General features: G+C 44.1%; 18 protein-coding genes. 8 read left to right on the top strand and 10 right to left on the bottom strand.

The window, feature by feature from the left end:
* Positions 1–383 precede the first annotated feature (383 nt).
* On the top strand, positions 384–1,019 hold the full coding sequence (locus tag FLAVO9R_RS20070) for an OmpA family protein (protein ID WP_159534224.1): 636 nt from the start codon (positions 384–386) through the stop codon (positions 1,017–1,019).
* A gap of 36 nt (positions 1,020–1,055) precedes the next feature.
* Here FLAVO9R_RS20070 and FLAVO9R_RS20065 read toward each other — a convergent pair whose 3' ends face one another.
* From FLAVO9R_RS20065 to FLAVO9R_RS20050, 4 genes are all read right to left on the bottom strand, one after another.
* Positions 1,056–1,604 carry a nuclear transport factor 2 family protein gene (locus FLAVO9R_RS20065; RefSeq protein ID WP_159534222.1) on the bottom strand — a complete coding sequence of 183 codons (549 nt, stop codon included), beginning with the start codon at positions 1,602–1,604 and terminating at the stop codon, positions 1,056–1,058.
* A 143-nt stretch (positions 1,605–1,747) separates the two neighbouring features.
* Positions 1,748–2,749 carry a LacI family DNA-binding transcriptional regulator gene (locus FLAVO9R_RS20060; RefSeq protein WP_159534220.1) on the bottom strand — a complete coding sequence of 334 codons (1,002 nt, stop codon included), beginning with the start codon at positions 2,747–2,749 and terminating at the stop codon, positions 1,748–1,750.
* 73 nt (positions 2,750–2,822) lie between these two features.
* The gene (locus FLAVO9R_RS20055) at positions 2,823–4,355 is read right to left on the bottom strand and encodes an MFS transporter (protein ID WP_159534218.1); all 1,533 of its coding nucleotides are present in this window, start codon (positions 4,353–4,355) and stop codon (positions 2,823–2,825) included.
* A 21-nt stretch (positions 4,356–4,376) separates the two neighbouring features.
* A complete protein-coding gene (locus FLAVO9R_RS20050) occupies positions 4,377–5,714 on the bottom strand; it encodes a GH1 family beta-glucosidase (protein WP_159534764.1) in 1,338 nt (445 codons plus the stop codon).
* Between the two features lie 518 nt (positions 5,715–6,232).
* Between FLAVO9R_RS20050 and FLAVO9R_RS20045 the strand changes: the two genes are divergently transcribed.
* The 4 genes from FLAVO9R_RS20045 to FLAVO9R_RS20030 all read left to right on the top strand — a co-directional run bounded on the left by FLAVO9R_RS20045 (position 6,233) and on the right by FLAVO9R_RS20030 (position 13,021).
* Positions 6,233–9,169 (top strand): TonB-dependent receptor, encoded by a 2,937-nt coding sequence (locus FLAVO9R_RS20045; protein WP_442858573.1) that lies wholly within the window; start codon positions 6,233–6,235, stop codon positions 9,167–9,169.
* 159 nt (positions 9,170–9,328) lie between these two features.
* Positions 9,329–11,017, top strand: coding sequence for a tryptophan halogenase family protein (locus tag FLAVO9R_RS20040; RefSeq protein WP_159534214.1), 1,689 nt, complete (start codon positions 9,329–9,331; stop codon positions 11,015–11,017).
* A complete protein-coding gene (locus FLAVO9R_RS20035; RefSeq protein WP_159534212.1) occupies positions 10,995–12,515 on the top strand; it encodes a tryptophan halogenase family protein in 1,521 nt (506 codons plus the stop codon). The genes FLAVO9R_RS20040 and FLAVO9R_RS20035 overlap by 23 nt, the downstream gene beginning before the upstream one ends.
* Positions 12,516–12,727: 212 nt before the next feature.
* Positions 12,728–13,021: a DUF1330 domain-containing protein gene (locus FLAVO9R_RS20030; protein WP_159534210.1), complete on the top strand. Its 294-nt coding sequence runs from the start codon at positions 12,728–12,730 to the stop codon at positions 13,019–13,021.
* A 134-nt stretch (positions 13,022–13,155) separates the two neighbouring features.
* Here the strand turns inward: FLAVO9R_RS20030 and FLAVO9R_RS20025 are convergent, their stop codons facing one another.
* Positions 13,156–13,599, bottom strand: a complete 444-nt coding sequence (locus FLAVO9R_RS20025; protein ID WP_159534208.1) for an SRPBCC family protein — start codon at positions 13,597–13,599, stop codon at positions 13,156–13,158.
* Between the two features lie 221 nt (positions 13,600–13,820).
* A complete protein-coding gene (locus tag FLAVO9R_RS20020) occupies positions 13,821–14,684 on the bottom strand; it encodes a YicC/YloC family endoribonuclease (RefSeq protein ID WP_159534206.1) in 864 nt (287 codons plus the stop codon).
* 287 nt (positions 14,685–14,971) lie between these two features.
* On the opposite strand from FLAVO9R_RS20020, the gene rph reads away from it, so the two are divergent.
* The 3 genes from rph to tusA are packed head-to-tail and all read left to right on the top strand — an operon-like array spanning position 14,972 to position 16,596.
* Positions 14,972–15,685 (top strand): ribonuclease PH, encoded by a 714-nt coding sequence (gene rph / locus FLAVO9R_RS20015; RefSeq protein ID WP_013786776.1) that lies wholly within the window; start codon positions 14,972–14,974, stop codon positions 15,683–15,685.
* A gap of 9 nt (positions 15,686–15,694) precedes the next feature.
* Entirely contained in the window at positions 15,695–16,336 is a 642-nt protein-coding gene (gene pyrE, locus FLAVO9R_RS20010; RefSeq protein ID WP_159534204.1) for an orotate phosphoribosyltransferase, read from the top strand.
* A 2-nt stretch (positions 16,337–16,338) separates the two neighbouring features.
* Entirely contained in the window at positions 16,339–16,596 is a 258-nt protein-coding gene (gene tusA, locus FLAVO9R_RS20005) for a sulfurtransferase TusA (RefSeq protein WP_159534202.1), read from the top strand.
* A gap of 25 nt (positions 16,597–16,621) precedes the next feature.
* On the opposite strand, the gene FLAVO9R_RS20000 is transcribed toward tusA, so the two are convergent.
* The 4 genes from FLAVO9R_RS20000 to FLAVO9R_RS19985 form a co-directional block, all read right to left on the bottom strand.
* Positions 16,622–17,434 (bottom strand): DUF1206 domain-containing protein, encoded by an 813-nt coding sequence (locus FLAVO9R_RS20000; protein WP_159534200.1) that lies wholly within the window; start codon positions 17,432–17,434, stop codon positions 16,622–16,624.
* 140 nt (positions 17,435–17,574) lie between these two features.
* Positions 17,575–17,757: a hypothetical protein gene (locus FLAVO9R_RS19995; protein ID WP_159534198.1), complete on the bottom strand. Its 183-nt coding sequence runs from the start codon at positions 17,755–17,757 to the stop codon at positions 17,575–17,577.
* Positions 17,758–17,810: 53 nt separating this feature from the next.
* Entirely contained in the window at positions 17,811–18,272 is a 462-nt protein-coding gene (locus tag FLAVO9R_RS19990) for a hypothetical protein (protein WP_159534196.1), read from the bottom strand.
* A 134-nt stretch (positions 18,273–18,406) separates the two neighbouring features.
* Positions 18,407–18,997: a YqaA family protein gene (locus FLAVO9R_RS19985; RefSeq protein WP_159534194.1), complete on the bottom strand. Its 591-nt coding sequence runs from the start codon at positions 18,995–18,997 to the stop codon at positions 18,407–18,409.
* Positions 18,998–19,040: the final 43 nt, after the last annotated feature.

Below are 19,040 nucleotides of genomic sequence, written 5' to 3'. Positions count from 1 at the left end.
TTATGTCTGTACCCCTTACAAACACGCTCGCAATTTACAACTTAATTACCTAACTTTAGCGAGTTTACAAGCGTGGTTTGCAAGTGCATATCAAAATACAGTCTGTTATAACATGGCGTTGTGCAGCCTGCTTTACCCGATGCCATTTAGCTTACGTTCAGTTAACTTCCTCTATAATGCCCTTAATGATTTTGGTTTATTGGTTACACTCATGGCAGTTGATGAATGTGGAATGCATATTGCTGCAAACTATTGAATAGATATTGGCGATAGTTTTTTTAACAGTAAAAATAGTAGTGATACGAGCAAATAATTGGAAAGTTTAAAAGTAAGCGTAAGATCGCGTTCACTTTAAAAGTTGATAACGACGTACCGAGGATGTTATGAAAAAAACGATAGGAATTACTTTAATTGCGGCATCTTTAGCCGTTGCAGGCTGTGCTAACGATCCATCAAATTCTCAGAAAGGTGCAGCCATAGGTGCTGTCATGGGCGCATTGTTAGGCAAGGCAACGGGAGATAATGATAAAAGTCGCTACGCTTGGGGTGCGGCGGTTGGCGCTATTGCGGGTGGCGCGATTGGCGGATACATGGATAAGCAAGAAGAAGCGCTTCGTAGCGAATTATCCGATACCGGAGTTCAAGTGGTTCGAGAAGGTGACAACTTACGTTTGATCATGCCTGGTGATATAACGTTTGCCACAGACAGTTCTTCTATCAGCCCTAACTTTAACCCAGTACTTCAAGATGTCGCCAAGGTAGTAAATAACTACGAAAAAACAGTACTGATGATAAAAGGCCATACTGATGACACAGGCTCGGAGCAGTATAACCAAGGTTTGTCTGAGCGCCGTGCTGGCGCGGTTAGGAACGTGTTATTGAATTACAGCGTCAACTCTACGCGTATCACCACAGTAGGTATGGGTGAATATCAGCCTAAAGTGCCAAACGACACTGCTGCAAACAGGTCGATGAACCGTCGTGTAGAACTAGAAATTCAGCCGCTAACTCAGTCGTAGTTATAATTGCTAGCAATAAAAATTAAAAAAGGGCCTTTATTGGCCCTTTTCTCTATGCGATTTAATTTGCTCAGCAACACTATCGGCTAGCGCATTTGGAATGGGAATGGTTAAGTGGTATTGGCTGACTTTCCACTCATTGTTTTCGAGTATTAATACACCGGTTCCACGTGTTAGTCCTAAGCTATCGTTATCTAGACGTTCATCGAACCACGCCACATCGCGATTATTTGAAAAATATATATGTCTTGAATGAGGGATATATGTCCAACCCCGCCCTTTCGAAAAATGAGGTTGTGCGTATGCTTTAAAAACACTAATAGTCCATACCTCAGAAGCATCTGTACCTATGAAAACAGCATTGTCGCTGTATAGAGAGAAGTATTCGTCGAAGTTCGCGTCAGAGGCCATTTGGTGCAGTAAGTCGAGCACCTTATTTACCTTTTCTTCGGCTTCTAACAATGGCTGAACTTTACTACTTTGAACTTGGTTACTAGTATGAAGTTGTGTCGTCGAGGTTAATACCTCAGCAGCAAATGCATTAAAACAACTTAGAAATAAAATGACGGTAATAGTTAAACGCATATAACTCGCTCCCTAAGGGCATCAAAGGTTTCACATGAAACAGTGAAGAAGCAGTTTATCTTAAATAGAAACAGCGCCATAGAGCAGTTTATGTATTACTTATGTGTTAATGGGCAATTATGGGGAGCACGTGTAGGGAGTACTTAGGCTTCGAAGGTCATGGTGGACTCTCGTATTATCAGTGAAGGTTGAAACAAGGTTTTTACCTCATCTTTGTAGCCATAAACTACATTTAAAATATGACGTGCTGACATTGCGGCCATGTCAGAGATAGGATTGCTAACCGTGGTTAGGCGTGGGAAAACATGGTGAGCAAAAACGGCATCATCAAAACCTACGATAGACAAATCTTGAGGCAGGTTCATTCCTAAATCTCTCGCACAACTCATTGCGCCTGAGGCCATCCAATCATTCGCACATACCAGCGCTGAAAAAGGCGAGTCTCCAGAAAGTAACTCTAATAGACCTGCTTTGCCGTCTTCTTCGGCGTAGTTTCCTTCAAACACCAAGTTCGGCGTAAAGGGTATTCCTGCTTCTTTAAGCGCGCGCTTATGACCCGCTAATCGTTGATTGGCATCGCATTTATCAGATGGGCCCGATATATAACCAATATTTTTATGGCCTAAGCTAATAAGGTGCTGCGTGGCTAAATAGCCGCCTTTTTCATTGTCTAACACAATACATCCCTCACCCACACCTTCAACTTGGCGGTTAACCAAAGAAATTGGGAGACGAGATGAATTAAGCGTTTGCAAGTATTCATCGCTCATTGCTTCTGCATGCATAATAATAGCATCGCAATTACGACCAATTAAAAACTCGACGGCATCTTGTTCGGTTTCTAAATTATTGTGCCCTACCGTAATAATAACGTGCTTATCAGCGGCTCTTAGGGTTGACTCTACCGCTTGCATCAAGTCGCCAAAAAATGGCGAGTTTAATTCTGATACCAGAATGCCTACGCTATCTGAACGGCTGGTGGCCAGTGAACGGGCGACAGAATTTGGGCGATAGTTTAGCGCTAACATGGCTTCTTCAACCTTGGCTTTTAAGGCGGGGTTCACAGTAGTTTTACCGTTTAACACCCGAGATACCGTCGACAACGATACCCCTGCCTTATCAGCTACTTCATAGATTGTTGCCACGTATTACTTCCCCTAACTTAGTTTTGATGCTCATTAATGCCATGTTCGCATTTTTTATGCATTATGCCGTTATTCAGGCAGTTGCGCTACGTCGCTTAAGTAAAGTCTCTGTTACTTCTTGCTGTCGCGCATCGGTAAGCGGATAAAGCATAATAAGGAGTGCGCCGGCTATACCGAAACAGGCAGGTATCCAGCTCATCAATGCTTGCATGCCAGGTAAGGTTTGCGATATAGAATCGACTTGCATGCCGTCATAACCATAACTTCCTAGCACCAACAGAACTAGAGCACCTGCAAAGCCTCCACCGGTTTTCTGTACAAAAGAGCCTGCTGAATAAACTAAGCCTGTCGCTCTTCGGCCTGTACGCCATTCGTTATAATCTGCAGAGTCGCCAAGCATGGAAAAGAATAAGGTTGGCATGATCGCAGCGAAAAACTCCGCACTACATCCCAATACAAATATGCCCGTCACAGAACCTTGTGGCACAAAGTAAATTGCACATGTCAGGGCGCTGCTAGCCAATAACGAGAGAATAAATAGCTTTTTCCTGCCCATAAAACGCGATAATGCTGACGTGGCCAAAGCGCCTAATATCGATACCACCAATAAGGCAATAAAATAATATCCGGTGAGCAACTCATCACCAATGTAGTACTTAAAGTAATAGGCAATGACACCGTACTTTATGCCGTTAAACATCATAGTAAGGAAGCCCATGCCTAGCAAAATGACCCAGGGTTTATTGGTAAGTAAATCAATGATGTCTTGTTGTGAACGACTATTGCTCGCTTCAGGTCGATTTACAAGGCGCTTAATAAAGATGGATGTTATTGAAATGACCACAACGAAAGCGATGCCACTTGGCCAATTTCGATAATAGAAAAAGGCAGTAATGGCCGACAGTGGGAGCAGAATTAAAGGCAGCTGACGAGACAAGTCTTTTAGTTCTTGAAGTAAGCTTGCTCCGTCGTTTTGCACTACTGGAACCCTCTCCTTGGTGGTGGCCACAGTCGTGAACATCAATGCGACTAAGAGAGTAGCAAAAAGGTACATGGCATATTGATAACCCTTTGCAGTATTACCTTCACCGAAGAACGCAACTAGCATAGGTAAGCACCCCATGACGAGCAGTCCTCCCATAAAAGCCCCAGCAAACCGAAAGCCGGATAAACTGGTTCGCTCTCGGTCGTCGCTTGTCATTACGCCCATTAGCGCTGAATAGGGTACGTTATTAACCGTGTAAGCTAAGGTTAGCCCTATGTAGGTTAGGTAGGCATAGATGAGCTTATTCGTATAAGAAAAATCAGGTGTGGTGAAACACAGCACCATGAATAAGCCTAAAAAAGGGGTAGAGCCTAATATCCAGGGTCGAAATTTACCGAGTTTAGTTTGCGTTCTATCGGCAATCATTCCCATGATGATGTCAGTAACGCCATCCGTAAGACGTACCACAAGAAAAAGCATGGCAGCCGCAGCAGCAGTTAACCCAAAGGTATCTGTGTAAAACACCGCTAAGTAAGCAAGGGCGCCGCGCCAGACTAAATTAGCCGCTGCATCGCCCAACCCATAACCAATCTTTTCCCTTACACTCAACGAATGATTCACAGCGTGTTCCTTTTGTATTTGTTATTTACGACTAGCTAATAAACGTTGGTAAGCCTTCGCGCTATTTTTGAAAGTACGCTCTTGCGTATTAAAATCGACGTATACGAGCCCGAACCGCTTTTCATAGCCCTCTGCCCATTCGAAGTTATCCATGAGGCTCCAGGCGAAGTAACCACTCACTTTCACGCCAGATTCAATCGCTTCGTTAACTGCATTTAGGTGGCCAATGTAATAGTCTATTCTATCTTCGTCGTCTACCATACCATCTTGAACTACATCTGCCATGGCAGCCCCGTTTTCGGTAATGTATACAGGGGGGAGGTTATAGCGTTCATGTAAAGAAACGAGTAGTTCACGCAAGGCTTCCGGGTAAATTTCCCAACCAATATCCGTCATGGGTGCTTTGTGGGCGTGCTCGTGAAATAAGTCTTCTGCTTTATGTGGTGCAGAGTAATGAAGACGGGTATAGAAGTTAATGCCAAGAAAATCTAAAGGCTGGCAAATAATTTCCATGTCGCCTGATTCAATAGGTGGCTTGTCATTATCTGCTAATGCGTCGATAACATAGGGATAACTCCCTTCCATTATTGGTTGCATATACCATTGATTTATATATTGATCTGCCATTTCCGTGGCGAGCTTATCGGCGTCTGAATCTGATGCGCTATAGCATGGCGTAAAATTTAACACGATACCGTTTAAGGCATCAGGTGCATTTTTCCTTAGCACCTGCATACCTAATCCGTGGGCGAGTAAAATGTGATGAGCGGCAGTTCGACCGAACTTTCTTCCTTTCCGTCCAGGCGCATGCACACCAATTTCATAGCCTAAATATGCAGAACAAAATGGTTCGTTGAAGGTAGCATAGGAATAAACTCGCTCACCAAGGGCTGCAGTAATTTTGTCTGCATAGTTTGCAAAATCGTAAGCGGTTTGACGATACAGCCACCCGCCTTTTTCCTCTAAATACTGTGGTAAATCCCAATGATAAAGAGTGACGAATGGTTTTATATTCGCCTCATTTAGCACGTCAAGTAATTGAATATAAAAAGAAACGCCCTTCTCATTTAGCTCTCCATCCTGATTCATCACTCGTGGCCAAGAAATAGAAAAGCGATACGCATCTACACCAAGTTGTTTGAGCATTTCAACATCATCACGCCACCTAAGAATATGCTCACAAGCTACAACACCATCAGAATCATCAGCTACTGCCCCGGGCGTGCGGCAAAAAACGTCCCAAATACTTTCCATTCGATTTTCAGCATCCCCTTCTATTTGAAAAGAAGAAGTCGCTGTTCCAAATGTAAATTGTTTATCTAGCATTGGGCTTGTTTTGGGTAGCTCGATGTCTTTCATCATTTCATAGGGTCCTATTACAATTCTGGATAATGTAGCAGGGTGAAGATTTAGTAATGCTTGAGAGATAAGCGCAACAGATGACTTCACCTATTTTGTTTATAGCATGAACTCAACATTTTGAGAAAGCGCTTTCTTTGTAAAGTTGTTATTTTTTATCTTTACGTTGAAAAATCACCGTTTACATTTGGACTGGGGGCGCTCGGTATGGTCGCTTCAGATAAGACTTTAAATCGCTGATTTTTAATTATAAATTTAATTTTTAATAAATAAGCGATGTAAAGTTGGATTTTCGTTGTGAACTTTGTGTGAAAAATATGTTGATCTTTAGTCTGGGATGTCTTAGTTTTGAGAAAGCGCTTTCTCCTTTGGGTGTTTCGTTGGTAAACCTGAGAAAGCCCTTTCTTGGGAAGCGCTCATCACTCAGCACAACATAAGAGAGAAAGACAGTGACACATAACAAGCTATACAAATCTAAAATCGCTACTAGTCTGTCTTTAATATTGGGAACAGGCCTGATGTTCCCAGTACAAGCACAGGAGGCTAGCGAAAGTGACAATATAGAAGTCATTCAAGTATCTGGGATTCGAAGCAGTGTTCAAGAATCGATGGGCATTAAGCGTGATTCAGCGGGTGTTGTTGATGCTATCTCCGCTGAAGACATTGGTAAATTTCCTGATACTAACTTGGCGGAATCCCTTCAACGTATTACGGGCATATCAATAAGCCGAAATAACGGTGAAGGTAGCCAAATTACGGCACGTGGTTTCGGACCAGATTTCAATATGGTGACGCTAAATGGAAGAACGATGCCAGGCGCCGCTTTACCTAATGGTGGTAGTGTTGGTAATTCCCGTGCATTTAACTTTTCTGATTTAGCATCTGAAAGTGTTCGTGCTGTAGAGGTTTATAAAACCGGTCGCGCAAGTATAGCTACTGGTGGTATTGGTGCCTCAGTTAATATTCGTACCGCAAGACCATTTGATGCTTCTGAAACTGGGATCATGGCCAGCGTAGGCGCGAAAGCATTACACGACACCACAAACCGCGTGGGTGACGATGTCACGCCAGAGTTATCTGGTTTTATTAACTACTTAGACGACGACAGAAAATTCGGCGTAACCTTTACTGGTTCTTATCAGCAACGTGATAGTGCCGCACAAGGCGCATTCGTCAATGAATGGCGAGTAAATCCATTTAATGGCACGGTACCGCAGTCTCCAGATCCGGCTAATCCAGATAGTGGTGATCCTATCGTTTTAAATAATGCACCAGCGATGGGGCAATTATTTGGTATCCCTTCAGATTTACGTTACTACATGGCGGACAGAGAGCGTGAGCGTACAAACGCCCAGCTTACTTTTCAGTATGCGCCAAGTGATGATCTCGTGGCTACCCTAGACTACACGTATTCAAAACAAGACTTATATGAAGCTCGTGCAGAACAGTCGATTTGGATGGACGACCGTTACTTTACTAACCTAACCTTCGATGACAATACGGTTAAAACACCCGTGCTGATTACGCAAGAGCGTAGAGATTTATTGCCTCGTGACTTAGGCTTAGCGATACAAGAGCTTAATCAGGTTAACGAAAATAAGTCAGTAGGTTTTAACGTTAAATACTTTGCTACCGATGATTTAACGCTGCATTTCGACTTGCATAATTCTACTGCAGAAGGTAGACCAGATTCACCTTACGGTACATGGACAAACCTTGGTCTTGGTGCGAACGTTGCCCGCGGTCAAGGTGTCGATTTCTCCGGTGAATTCCCTATCATGATGCTAGATTTCGACGATGTTTCTCGTACGAATCTAAACGGAAACGGCGTGCTTGACCAAGACGATGTGGGTACATCAATTCTTGATATGAACTTTGCTTCGCAAGAAACGGAAATTACCCAAGCTCGCATTGACGGTAGTTATGCTATGGATACCGGAAGTATTAACTTCGGTATTGAATCTCGTGATATGGAAAGTACATCGCTACAATCATTAACCCGACATACTATGGGTAACTGGGGTATTGAAAATCCAGGTGAATTGCCAGCAGGTTCATTAACCCCTCTCGATTTAGCCAGTGAATTTAGCGACTTCAATACCACAGGTATGTTTTCACAAGGGTTTACCGGAAGCGTGGCTGAAATTGGTGCCTTCGCTGCCCAAGAGTATGGTTTCGATTTACTTGCCAACAACCCATTTGCCACTAACCGGACTATTGAAGAAGATATTACATCGGTTTATTTTGAACTCGATTTATCCGGTGAACTCAATGGTATGGAATACAACTTATTGACCGGTATTCGTTACGAAAATACGGATGTCACGTCTATTGCGAATATCAGCCTACCTAGCGGGATCGCATGGGAAGGTAACAACGACTTTAACGTTCGTTTTGGTAGCGACATGGAAGATGTTGAAGTTGATTCAAGCTATGACCATTTCCTTCCTGCGTTAGATTTCGATATCGAAGTGATGGAAAATGTGATTGCGCGTTTCTCCTATAGCAAAACCATTGCTAGACCGACTTATAACAACTTAAGTGCGGCTTCTACTGTTGGTACGCCAAGTAGCCCCACCCTCCTTAGCGATGGCCCAACGGCTACGGCGAGTTCAGGTAACCCTGCCCTAATACCTCTTGAGTCAGACAATGTAGATTTATCGCTAGAATATTACTTTGATGAAACCAGCTACGTATCAGTAGGTTTTTACGATAAACGGGTTAAAAACTTTATTGGTAACGAACAAGTTGAAGAGAACATATTTGGGTTGACGGATGCTACGGCAGGTCCTCGTGCACAGGCAGCTATGGACGAACTTGAAGCCCGCGGCATTCCTATCAGCGATACCTCGTTATTTAACATGGTCGCTGCAATGGAAAATGGTGTCGATTACGACTCTATGACCGACGAACAGTTCGAAGCGGAATACGACATTATTCCAAATGGTGATGACCCATTGATGACTTTTATCAATTCGAAGCCTGTGAATAACAAAAACGCCAATATTTACGGATTTGAGCTGGCTGCACAGCACTTCTTCGGCGATACCGGTTTTGGTATTCAAGCGAACTATACAACGGTTACCGGTGACATCGGGTTTGATAACAACGCTAACCCAAGTATTACTCAGTTTGCGCTAGTCGGCTTAAGTGATACCGCTAACCTGATATTCATGTATGAAATGGATGCACTTCAAGCACGTATTGCCTATAACTGGCGTGATAAGTTCCTTGATACGACGTCTCAATATGTGAATGAGCCAGGTTATACTGAAGCATACTCACAAATTGATTTTAGTATGTCGTATGAGGTGACGGACGCATTGACGGTATCGTTCGAAGGGATAAACATTACCGATGAAAATATTCGTCGACACGGAAGAACTAGCGCAATGCTATGGAAACTAGATGAATTAGGCGCACGTTACGCATTGGGTGCTCGTTACACCTTCTAAGTAACTGGTAAGCTAAATTGATAAATGGCCTATTGGGGTGGAATGTATTGCACCTCAATGGGCTTTTTTGTCATAGTGGATCCTAAAGAAAATACTAAATTAAACACAACGCTTAGTAATAAAGAAACAACCCCCTACAAAAAATGAAAAGGGTAAACAGTGTCGAACCAACCTATTAAGCATGTAGTCATTGTGGGCGGTGGAACCGCTGGTTGGCTGTGCGCTGGAGTATTAGCCGCTAGGCTGGGTAAAAGAATAAGCAACAGAACAAATACCAATAGCAACAACCCAAACCACGCACAAAACATCAGTGATGAAAGCGCCATACACATTACACTGGTGGAATCGCCTAATGTGCCAAGTATCGGCGTGGGAGAAGGCTCTTGGCCTTCGTTACGAGATACACTTCAAGAAATAGGTATCAAGGAAGCGGATTTTCTTACTTGTTGTAATGCATCCTTCAAACAAGGCTCTACCTTTGCGGGTTGGCGAAACGGCCATCAAGATGACAAATACCAACACCCTTTCACTACACCCACAGGCTATACTGAACTGGATATTCACCGTTGCTGGCAACAGCTTTTCAGCAGCGAATCGTTTGAGCAAAGTTTCTGCTTACAACCCGATATTTGTGATGCTGGGCTAGCACCAAAGCAAAGCTCAACACCAGAATATGCCTACGTGCTCAATTACGGCTATCATTTTGATGCCACTGCACTGGCAACCTTGCTCACCAACCATTGTAAAAACAACCTAGGTGTAAAGCACACCCAAGCACATATTGCGAATGTGGTTGGTCAGGATAATGGCGATATCGAGTCGCTGGTGACTGAAAACGGCGATACGATAAAAGGTGACTTGTTTATTGATTGTAGCGGTCAACAAGGGCTATTAATCGACAAACATTATCATGTGCCATGGCATTCAGTGTCGTCGGTGCTGCTAAATAACCGCGCCGTGGCAGTACAGGTGCCTTATGGCAGCAGCGACATAAAGGCTTCCGCCGATACAATTGCTTCAACGACAATCGCCACTGCCCAAACCTGCGGATGGACATGGGATATTGGCTTGCAACACCGTCGTGGTGTGGGGCTAGTGTATGCCAGTGACTATGCAAGCGAGGAAAACGCAGAATCTCTCTTGCGCGAGCACTTGGCGAAGCGGTTACCCCAAAGTGAAATAGAAAACCTTAAATATAGACATTTACAGTTTGACCCAGGCTATCGAAAGCAGTTTTGGGTAAATAATTGTATTGGTATGGGAATGTCAGCAGGCTTTATCGAGCCGTTAGAGGCCTCGGCAATTGCGATGGTTGAGCTAGGTATTCGCATGCTGTGCGACCAGTTTCCGCAGAACCGACAACACATGAGCCACGTGGCCACGCGTTACAATCAGCGTTTTACCTATCGCTGGGAAAGAGTTATCGACTTTTTAAAACTACACTATGTGTTAAGCGAAAGAGAAGAGCCCTATTGGTTGGCACAGCGAAGCGAGTCAAGCATTCCAGATTCGCTAAACGCGCTACTCGATTTGTGGCAATATCAAGCCCCTTCTCGTTACGATCTTATTGAAAACGAAGAAATCTTTCCCTCGGCAAGCTATCAATACATTTTGTACGGTATGGGGTTTCACACCAACGACAGACAGCTTGATAAAAACAGCAACATGGTTAAAAAAGCCTTCGCGTTAAAACAAAGTCTACAACAAGGCAAAAGCCAACTACTTGCTGGGTTGCCGACCAACCGCGATTTACTCTCCGCCATTTCTCATCAATTAGAGAAAGACACCACAGCAAATAATAACGACAAGAAAGAAGGACCTCGCCATGATGTCATCGGTTTCCGATAATCTAAACGCTATGGGTACAGGGGCGAAAAACAGCCCAGTGAAGCGTGTAGTAATTGCAGGGGGCGGCACCGCCGGTTGGATGGCCGCCGCTGCGCTTTCAAAGTTACTTGGCAAATCACTATCCATTACGCTGGTGGAATCAAAAGATATAGGTATTGTTGGTGTGGGCGAGGCGACAATTCCTCCTATTCGCACTTTTCACAAGTTATTGGGCATAGACGAAAAAGCCTTTATGCGTGCCACCAATGCCACCTTCAAATTGGGTATAGAGTTTGAAAACTGGCGAGAGCAAGATCACAGTTATATTCATTCTTTCGGCGTAACGGGTCGAGAGTGCTGGGCGGGCGAATTTCATCACTTTTGGCTGCGAGCAAAAGCCCTTGGTTTTGGTGGTGACTTTGGTGACTACTGCACCGAATTAAAAGCGGCACAAGAAGGCAAGTTTGCCTATGGCGAACGCATGCCAATGAACTTTGCCTATCACTTTGATGCCGTGGCTTACGGACGCTTTTTAAAAGGGCTGGCAGTAGATGCGGGAGTGACGCATATTGAAGGTGATATTCAACATGTAAGTAAATGCTCACATACTGGTTGTATATCTAGTATAAAGCTATCGGATGGTCAGGAGATTACAGGCGATTTATTTATCGATTGCACTGGGTTTAAAGGGCTGTTGATAGAAAAATCACTTCATACCGGGTATGAAAACTGGAGCCATTGGCTTCCCTGCGACAGCGCTTTGGCAGTACAAACCGCGTCGACGGGCGCGCCCATTCCTTATACAAAAAGTGTGGCACATACTGCGGGATGGCGCTGGAAAATTCCGCTTCAAAATCGAGTGGGCAATGGTTTAGTGTATTGCAGCAATTATATGAGCGATGACGAAGCCAAAGACACCTTATTAAGTGCCATAGAAGGCGAAACTCTAAATGAACCAAGAATTATAAGATTTACACCAGGTAAACGTCGGTTAGGGTGGAATAAAAACTGTGTTGCATTAGGGTTAGCCAGTGGTTTTATCGAACCTTTGGAGTCTACTAGTATTCACCTGATCATGACCGGTATTGTACGCTTAATGCGCTTGTTTCCATTTGATGGAATAACCCAATCGACGGTAAATGAATACAATAATAAGTACAACAGTGAAATGGCAGCCATTCTCGATTTTATTGTGATGCATTATAAAGTGACCAACCGAAAAGACAGCCCATTCTGGGAACATTGCAATAGCATGGACATTCCGCCCTCCCTCACCCACAAAATAAATCTGTTTAAACAAACTGGGAGAGTGTTCTTAGATGACGGTGATATTTTCCGCGTAGATTCATGGACACAAGTTATGATGGGGCAAGGCGTGGTGCCACAGCAATACCATAGGGTGGCCGATGAAATGTCTGAAACCGAACTTGAGCGGTTTCTAGCCGGCTTAAAACAGCAGGTAGACAACCAGGTATCAGCGTTACCGTCTCATCAAGACTTCCTTGAGAAATACCTGTAATTAATACAGCGAATTTGATTATTCTGTTTCGCCATAAACTCATTCAATGATTAGGCTAATTATTTAGTTATTGTGAACTGCTAAGCTATAGCCAACGTTAAGCATTAGCGCCTAAATTAGTAAAGACGTTGCCAATAACACCTACTCACAGTGCATGCATAGTTCGCCCCTTAGCGTGGTGCACAAATATTCTTAAATAGGAAAATAGCCAGATGAAAGCTTACTCAGTATTGGATGTAATCGTTAAAGATGAGAGTTGGGTTCCAGCGTATATGGAAAGCGTGGGTGACATAGTGTCGAAACACGGTGGGGTATATTTAGCTAATAGCACTAACTACGAATTTGTAGAAGGTAGCGGTAATAAAGAAGCGGCGCGGGTTATTATTGAATGGCCATCTGTAGATGCTGGTAAAGCGTTTATGTCAGACCCAGCCTATCTTCCCCATTTAAAAGGGCGTCAAGCCGGCACCATCAGTAATCACTTTTTGATTGAAGGCAAAGCCTGATATTGCGTTAGCGCAGTGTCCGCGGCATTAGTGTCGCGTTGGCTCTTTAACAACACGCCGTAAGCACTATGCCGGAAGTGTGTAGATTAGTTTTCTATCCAAGCTCGGCCTAGTGCGAATGGAAGTGTTATCAATTAGCGTGGCATATTCCCAATCTGCTTTAGAATACTGCCGAAGGCTTTGCCACCATTTTTTTGAATTTGCTTATCGAAATATAAACTACCTAAAACAAAAATGGTGATGTGGCCAATTGAGCGCCATGTCGCATGGGTTTTGCCGTCGATTTCCTTCAACGTAATTTCACCTAATTGGTGATCATAAGGAAGCGGTTTTGACTTCACCACTTTATAGCCTAATTTATAGGGAGGATCGTAAGCGACTATTTCTTCATGCAAATTGGCCCCACCCGCAATAATCTCTCTTACAGCACCAAGACCATTTTGTTCCAACTTACCTTCAACAATAAGGTTGGATGCTTCCACGCCTTTAAATTGTGCATAGTTTGCATGGTCACTTAACGTGGCAAAAACAAAGTCTATTGGCTGGTCGATAATCCGCTCTACATAAATTGAAAACATCCACTGCCCCTGATGCATTTATTGTTATTGAGTACGACTGATTTATTCACTGCTTACTCAAATATAAAGCAACAGATATATAGCTCAAATAACCACTTTTGATTTGTAACTATAGCTTGAGGGAGGGCGCTGATAAGCACTTATGGTAAAAGCATAAAAAAACCTCGCGAAATAGCGAGGTTTCTATGTTTATTGTTCGATTTACCAAGCGCTAGAGAGCTTTATTCTATATTCTGGATCTGCTCGCGCATCTGCTCAATCAACACCTTAAGTTCAACCGCCGATTGGGTGATATCAGTATTAATTGATTTTGAACCAAGCGTGTTCGACTCGCGGTTAAATTCCTGCATCATAAAATCTAAACGACGGCCAACTGCCCCGCCCTTTTTAAGAATGTTGCGGGTTTCTATTACATGAGCGTTTAAGCGGTCTAACTCTTCGGCAACATCTACTTTTTGCGCAAGCATAATCATTTCTTGTTCGAAGCGGCCTGCATCTAGCTCAATTTTGGCTTCTTCGAAGCGGGCTTGTACTTTCTCGCGCTGCCACACCATAATTTCAGGCATACGGGCGGTTACTTTCTCGGCTTCTACTTCAATGGCGTCTAAACGCTGAGTGATCATACCTTTCAACGCTTCGCCTTCGGTGGCGCGTGCGCTTATAAAATCGTTAAGTGCTTGGTCGAACGCAGCCATAACATCGCCATGAATGGTGTCCATGTCGGCTTCTTCGGCAGCAATAACACCAGGCCAGCGCAATACGTCTAGCGGGTTTACACCGGTAGATTGCCCGTGAGCTTGCACCCAGTCGGCGGCGTGAAGTACTTGCTTAGCTAACGCTTCGTTAAGGTTAAGTGTGGTTACAGCAGCATCGTTAGCGGTGAAACGTAACGCGCACTCTACTTTTCCGCGCGCCAGTTTCTTTCTAAAACGTTCGCGAAGCACAGGCTCTAAAGAGCGAAATTGCTCGGGTAAGCGGAAGTAGGTTTCTAGGAAACGTTGGTTAACAGAGCGTATTTCCCATACCGCGGAGCCCCAGTCTTTTTTCGTTTCTACCCGCGCGAATGCGGTCATGCTGTAAATCATAAATAGTCCTTTTATTGCACTTTTTGCAAATGAAAGCCTGCAAAAACAACCCGCTGTCGCGCATTGTGTCATCATTATCATCAGGCAGGTTTTCTTGTATTCACTATAGTAGCCTACATTGATAAGAGTTCGATATGTTAAAAGGGCGAAAGTTCGTTTTTAACAGCTGGTATTAGTGCGTTATACTTACGCCCCAAACTCAGGCTTGTCTGCACACATATCCAATATTCCGTGTGTTACTTGCCAGAACTATTTCTTTTATAAGCATTCATCTCGTGGAGAACTCTATGCGTCCAAGCGGCAGAACCGCCAATCAAATTCGCCCCGTTACTATTACTCGTCAGTACACATGTCACGCTGAAGGCTCAGTGCTGGTGGAGTTCGGCAACACTAAAGTGTTGTGTAACGCCACGGTTGAAGAAGGCGTGCCTCGTTTCATGAAAGGCCAGGGCAAAGGTTGGATCACGGCGGAATACAGCATGCTTCCTCGTGCTACTCATACTCGAAGTGGTCGTGAAGCTGCTCGTGGTAAGCAAGGTGGCCGTACGCTAGAAATTCAACGCCTTATTGCGCGCTCGCTTCGCGCTGCAGTAGATTTGAAACTACTAGGCGAAAACACGATCACGCTTGATTGTGATGTTATTCAGGCTGACGGCGGTACACGTACTGCGTCTATCACGGGTGCATGTGTGGCTTTAGTTGATGCGTTAACGTATATGCGTAGCAAAGGCATTTTGAAAGCCAACCCTCTTAAGCACATGATTGCGGCGTTGTCGGTAGGTATTTATAAAGGTACGCCTATTGCTGACCTTGAGTACACCGAAGATTCAGTAGCCGAAACAGATATGAATATCGTCATGACCGAAACCGGTAAGCTTATTGAAGTACAAGGTACTGCAGAAGGTGAACCGTTTGCGTTTGAAGAGCTTGATGAAATGCTGACGATTGCTAAGCACGGCTTGCGCGAATTGTTCGACATTCAAAAAGCAGCACTGGCGTAAGGAGTTACCATGAAAGCGTTTCAGCGCAGTTTTATTGAATTTGCCATTGAGCGTGGTGTACTTAAATTTGGTGAGTTCACCTTAAAGTCTGGCCGTGTAAGCCCGTACTTTTTTAACGCTGGATTATTTAATTCTGGCGGCGACTTAGCAAAGTTGGGGCGCTTTTATGCCGATGCATTAGTGGATGCTGGGGTGGAATTCGACGTATTGTTCGGCCCTGCCTATAAAGGCATTCCTATTGCTACAACGACTGCGGTAGCCTTAGCCGATAGCCATCATCGTGATGTGCCTTACTGCTTTAATCGCAAAGAGGCGAAAACTCATGGTGAAGGGGGCAACTTAGTAGGTAGCCTGCTGGAAGGTCGCATCATGTTAGTGGATGATGTAATTACCGCAGGTACGGCTATTCGTGAGTCTATGACCTTAATAGAGCAGCACAAGGCGAGTTTATCCGGCGTGCTTATTGCGCTAGACAGGCAAGAACGCGGTAAGGGTAAATTATCTGCTATTCAAGAAGTCGAGCGCGATTTTGGTACTACCGTGATTGCTATTGTCACGTTAGCTGATGTGGTGACTTACTTAACTGAGCAAGACAACATGACCAATGAAATCAACGCGATAAATACATACCGTGAAACCTATGGTATCTAAGTATGGCGACTGAATTTCAACAAGCCTTTGATGAAGCCACAACGCATTTAGATGCGTTGGGGCTTCGTTGCCCAGAGCCCGTGATGATGGTGCGTTTGCAAATACGTAAGCTGGAAGACGGTCAGACTTTGTCGGTAACGGCAGATGACCCTTCAACGGCACGGGATATACCCAGTTTTTGTCGATTTATGGAACATACCCTTGTGGCATCACAAACCGATGTAATGCCGTATCAGTATGTGATCAAAAAAGGGGGGTAAGGCGCGCTTAGCGCTTTTAGTCAACTCAGGTTCGACGATATCTGGCTTCAAACCCGCAATAAATACCAAACATAATAAACCCGACTCCCATGGCAGCTAGCATGTAGAGCCCGAACGTTTGCTGGGTAAGGGTTTGTAGTGCTTGTTGCAGCCCTCCCGCTTCAGATGGGTCGTTTTTTACCGCAGATATGACAAAGAAACTGCCCACCAGAAAATACACCACACCTCTGGCAAAATAGCCTATACTACCAAACACTTTGGTCGTTTTCCGTTTGTGACCCGTTAGCTTTGCTTGTTCAAATTTTTTGAGGAAGTCTGCTTTGTAAGCGTGTTTAAACTGCATAAAAGCAAATATAAGCACACCTGCACCAATAGCGGCAACCAAATAGGTTCCCCATTGATACTGCAGAAGTTGATGGCTTACCTGCTCCCCTTTTGAGCCACCGCTACCAGTCGAACTATTGCCTGAGTTGCTGCCAATAAGTACCTTTGCACCTAAGAACGCGGCACCAAAATAGAATAGTCCCGATACAAACAAAAACACGCGCATAATAATGTCTTTGGTTTTTGTCATATCTAGTGATTCGGTGTTTAAAATACTTTGAAGCCATCGCCACAGGGCGTAGCTCACTAATCCCGCTATTAAAATAGCTAGTAACACTTGACCAAACGGCTGTGATTTGAGTGTGACAAACACGTGTTCTTGTGTCGCTTTTTCACGGTCTGCAGCAGTAATTACCGAGGAAAGAATAAAGAGACCAAGCATGGAGTACATGATGGTTTTCGCGCTATAACCTGCGCTAGCAACGGCGGAAAGCCAGTTTGATGTATCGCGCACGGTGCGCTCCTCGTTCGTATAATTGAATTTCGTTTATTACGATTATCAAGAATCGAACCACTAGTTATAAAGGCGTGAATAATAGAAGCGTAAAAAAAAACCTGCGCAGTGCCTCGGTAGTGCGTTTTACTTGCTATTACCTATTTGTTGTTACCACTTACGGCTTGTAACAGAAGTTGCTGCAATTGTTGTTTGCTACGAGAGCAGTTGCAATGTATGTCTGACACGTGCAAGTTTTGCCCGCTTAACATTTTTCGAAGCACTGATGCTTTAACGTTGAGTGAGATAAAATCATTTTTGTCGTGAAAGTTTTCTACTGTCATGCTGATGTCCCTCGCCTTCATGGGGTATGTTTTACGGTTGATTGGTTGTATCACTAGTGCAACGATAGCGCCTGCTGATGCTCAACTGGCATACAACCGCTACCCTGCTCAAGCGCAACTTGTATGGCGCAAATAAGCTTACATACCGAGGGCTTGCTGGCATGCAAAGGCAGTATGGCGATAAGTTGCTGGTGACACTCTTGTAGAATTTGGTGCGCTTCGTGTTTTTTATCTTCTTTGTGTAACAACGAAGATAAATACATGGCCATTGTGCCAAAGGCCAATACATCTTCGTGAATAGATTTATCAATCGTATCGGAAACCGGCTGTAAGGCGGTAAGAACAACTTTAGCGGCTTCGAAGGTTTGATAGCCAAGGCTCCTCGCCTCGTTATATTTGCCCGCTTGGTGAGCTTGCTGCGTTTGTACCTGCATAGCGATTCTGTGCTCGCGGGCGTGTGAAGGGTTTAGCTGTAACCACTTCCTGTAGACTGGGCATAACCGTTGTAAATTCATAATTTGCACCTCCTAAAAACTACATTAGTGCAAATGAGAATTATTATCAAATGTAAAATTGAAAAATTTTATCGAAGTAATTTACAAAGCAGATTAGTGCGTTAAGTGCGCATTAAATAGTGCTAGAAAAACCACTAACCTTTCAACACATTAACCGTAAACCATACGCCAATAACCAATGCAGTGAGCACGGCGATGGCGGCAATTTTATATTTCTTAATAAGCTGCTCGGCCTTGTTTCCCGCGAAATACACTACGGCGGCTAAGCCAAAATAGCGGATGGCCCGCGCGATCACCGTGGCTAACAGAAAAAGGCCGAGTGAGAATTTGGTAGCACCTGCTGCTAACATGGCCACTTGAAAGGGGATGGGGGCAATACCTAATGTCATCACAAACCAAAAACCTTGGTTCTGCATTTGTTGTTTAACACTGTTGAATTGTTGTTGGCTGGAAAAAGTATCAATTACCCACTGGCCGAGTAGGTCGAATAAATAATACCCTAGCGCGTAGCCAAATATTGCACCCACTACACAGCCCAAGGTTGCCATTAGCGCTATCAGCCAAAGCTTATCGCGACGGGCTTGCATCAAGGGCACCATAACCGCTTCAAGAGGCACCGGCACAATAGTCGACTCTAAAAAAGACGCAAACGTAATACTGGTAAGCATGTGTTTGGAGTCTACCAGTTGCTTTGTCTTTTTCTTTACCTTTTTACCCAGTGCCATCTTTTATTTTTACTGCCTTGACGTTAATGCGGCCCTGATACCC

The sequence above is a fragment of the Alteromonas sp. 38 genome, assembly GCF_902506055.1.
GTDB lineage: Bacteria > Pseudomonadota > Gammaproteobacteria > Enterobacterales > Alteromonadaceae > Alteromonas > Alteromonas lipotrueae.
The sequence above is the reverse complement of the archived record's forward strand: the minus strand, read 5'-3'. Positions and strand labels throughout refer to the sequence as shown.

Excerpts from the sequence above, each read along its gene's own strand:
- FLAVO9R_RS20070 (WP_159534224.1), top strand. The coding sequence starts at position 384 with ATGAAAAAAACGATAGGAATTACTTTAATTGCGGCATCTTTAGCCGTT.
- FLAVO9R_RS20065 (WP_159534222.1), bottom strand. The coding sequence starts at position 1,604 with ATGCGTTTAACTATTACCGTCATTTTATTTCTAAGTTGTTTTAATGCA.
- FLAVO9R_RS20050 (WP_159534764.1), bottom strand. The coding sequence starts at position 5,714 with ATGAAAGACATCGAGCTACCCAAAACAAGCCCAATGCTAGATAAACAA.
- FLAVO9R_RS20045 (WP_442858573.1), top strand. The coding sequence starts at position 6,233 with ATGTTCCCAGTACAAGCACAGGAGGCTAGCGAAAGTGACAATATAGAA.
- FLAVO9R_RS20035 (WP_159534212.1), top strand. The coding sequence starts at position 10,995 with ATGATGTCATCGGTTTCCGATAATCTAAACGCTATGGGTACAGGGGCG.
- FLAVO9R_RS20030 (WP_159534210.1), top strand. The coding sequence starts at position 12,728 with ATGAAAGCTTACTCAGTATTGGATGTAATCGTTAAAGATGAGAGTTGG.
- FLAVO9R_RS20025 (WP_159534208.1), bottom strand. The coding sequence starts at position 13,599 with ATGTTTTCAATTTATGTAGAGCGGATTATCGACCAGCCAATAGACTTT.
- FLAVO9R_RS20020 (WP_159534206.1), bottom strand. The coding sequence starts at position 14,684 with ATGATTTACAGCATGACCGCATTCGCGCGGGTAGAAACGAAAAAAGAC.
- rph (WP_013786776.1), top strand. The coding sequence starts at position 14,972 with ATGCGTCCAAGCGGCAGAACCGCCAATCAAATTCGCCCCGTTACTATT.
- pyrE (WP_159534204.1), top strand. The coding sequence starts at position 15,695 with ATGAAAGCGTTTCAGCGCAGTTTTATTGAATTTGCCATTGAGCGTGGT.
- tusA (WP_159534202.1), top strand. The coding sequence starts at position 16,339 with ATGGCGACTGAATTTCAACAAGCCTTTGATGAAGCCACAACGCATTTA.
- FLAVO9R_RS19995 (WP_159534198.1), bottom strand. The coding sequence starts at position 17,757 with ATGACAGTAGAAAACTTTCACGACAAAAATGATTTTATCTCACTCAAC.
- FLAVO9R_RS19990 (WP_159534196.1), bottom strand. The coding sequence starts at position 18,272 with ATGAATTTACAACGGTTATGCCCAGTCTACAGGAAGTGGTTACAGCTA.
- FLAVO9R_RS19985 (WP_159534194.1), bottom strand. The coding sequence starts at position 18,997 with ATGGCACTGGGTAAAAAGGTAAAGAAAAAGACAAAGCAACTGGTAGAC.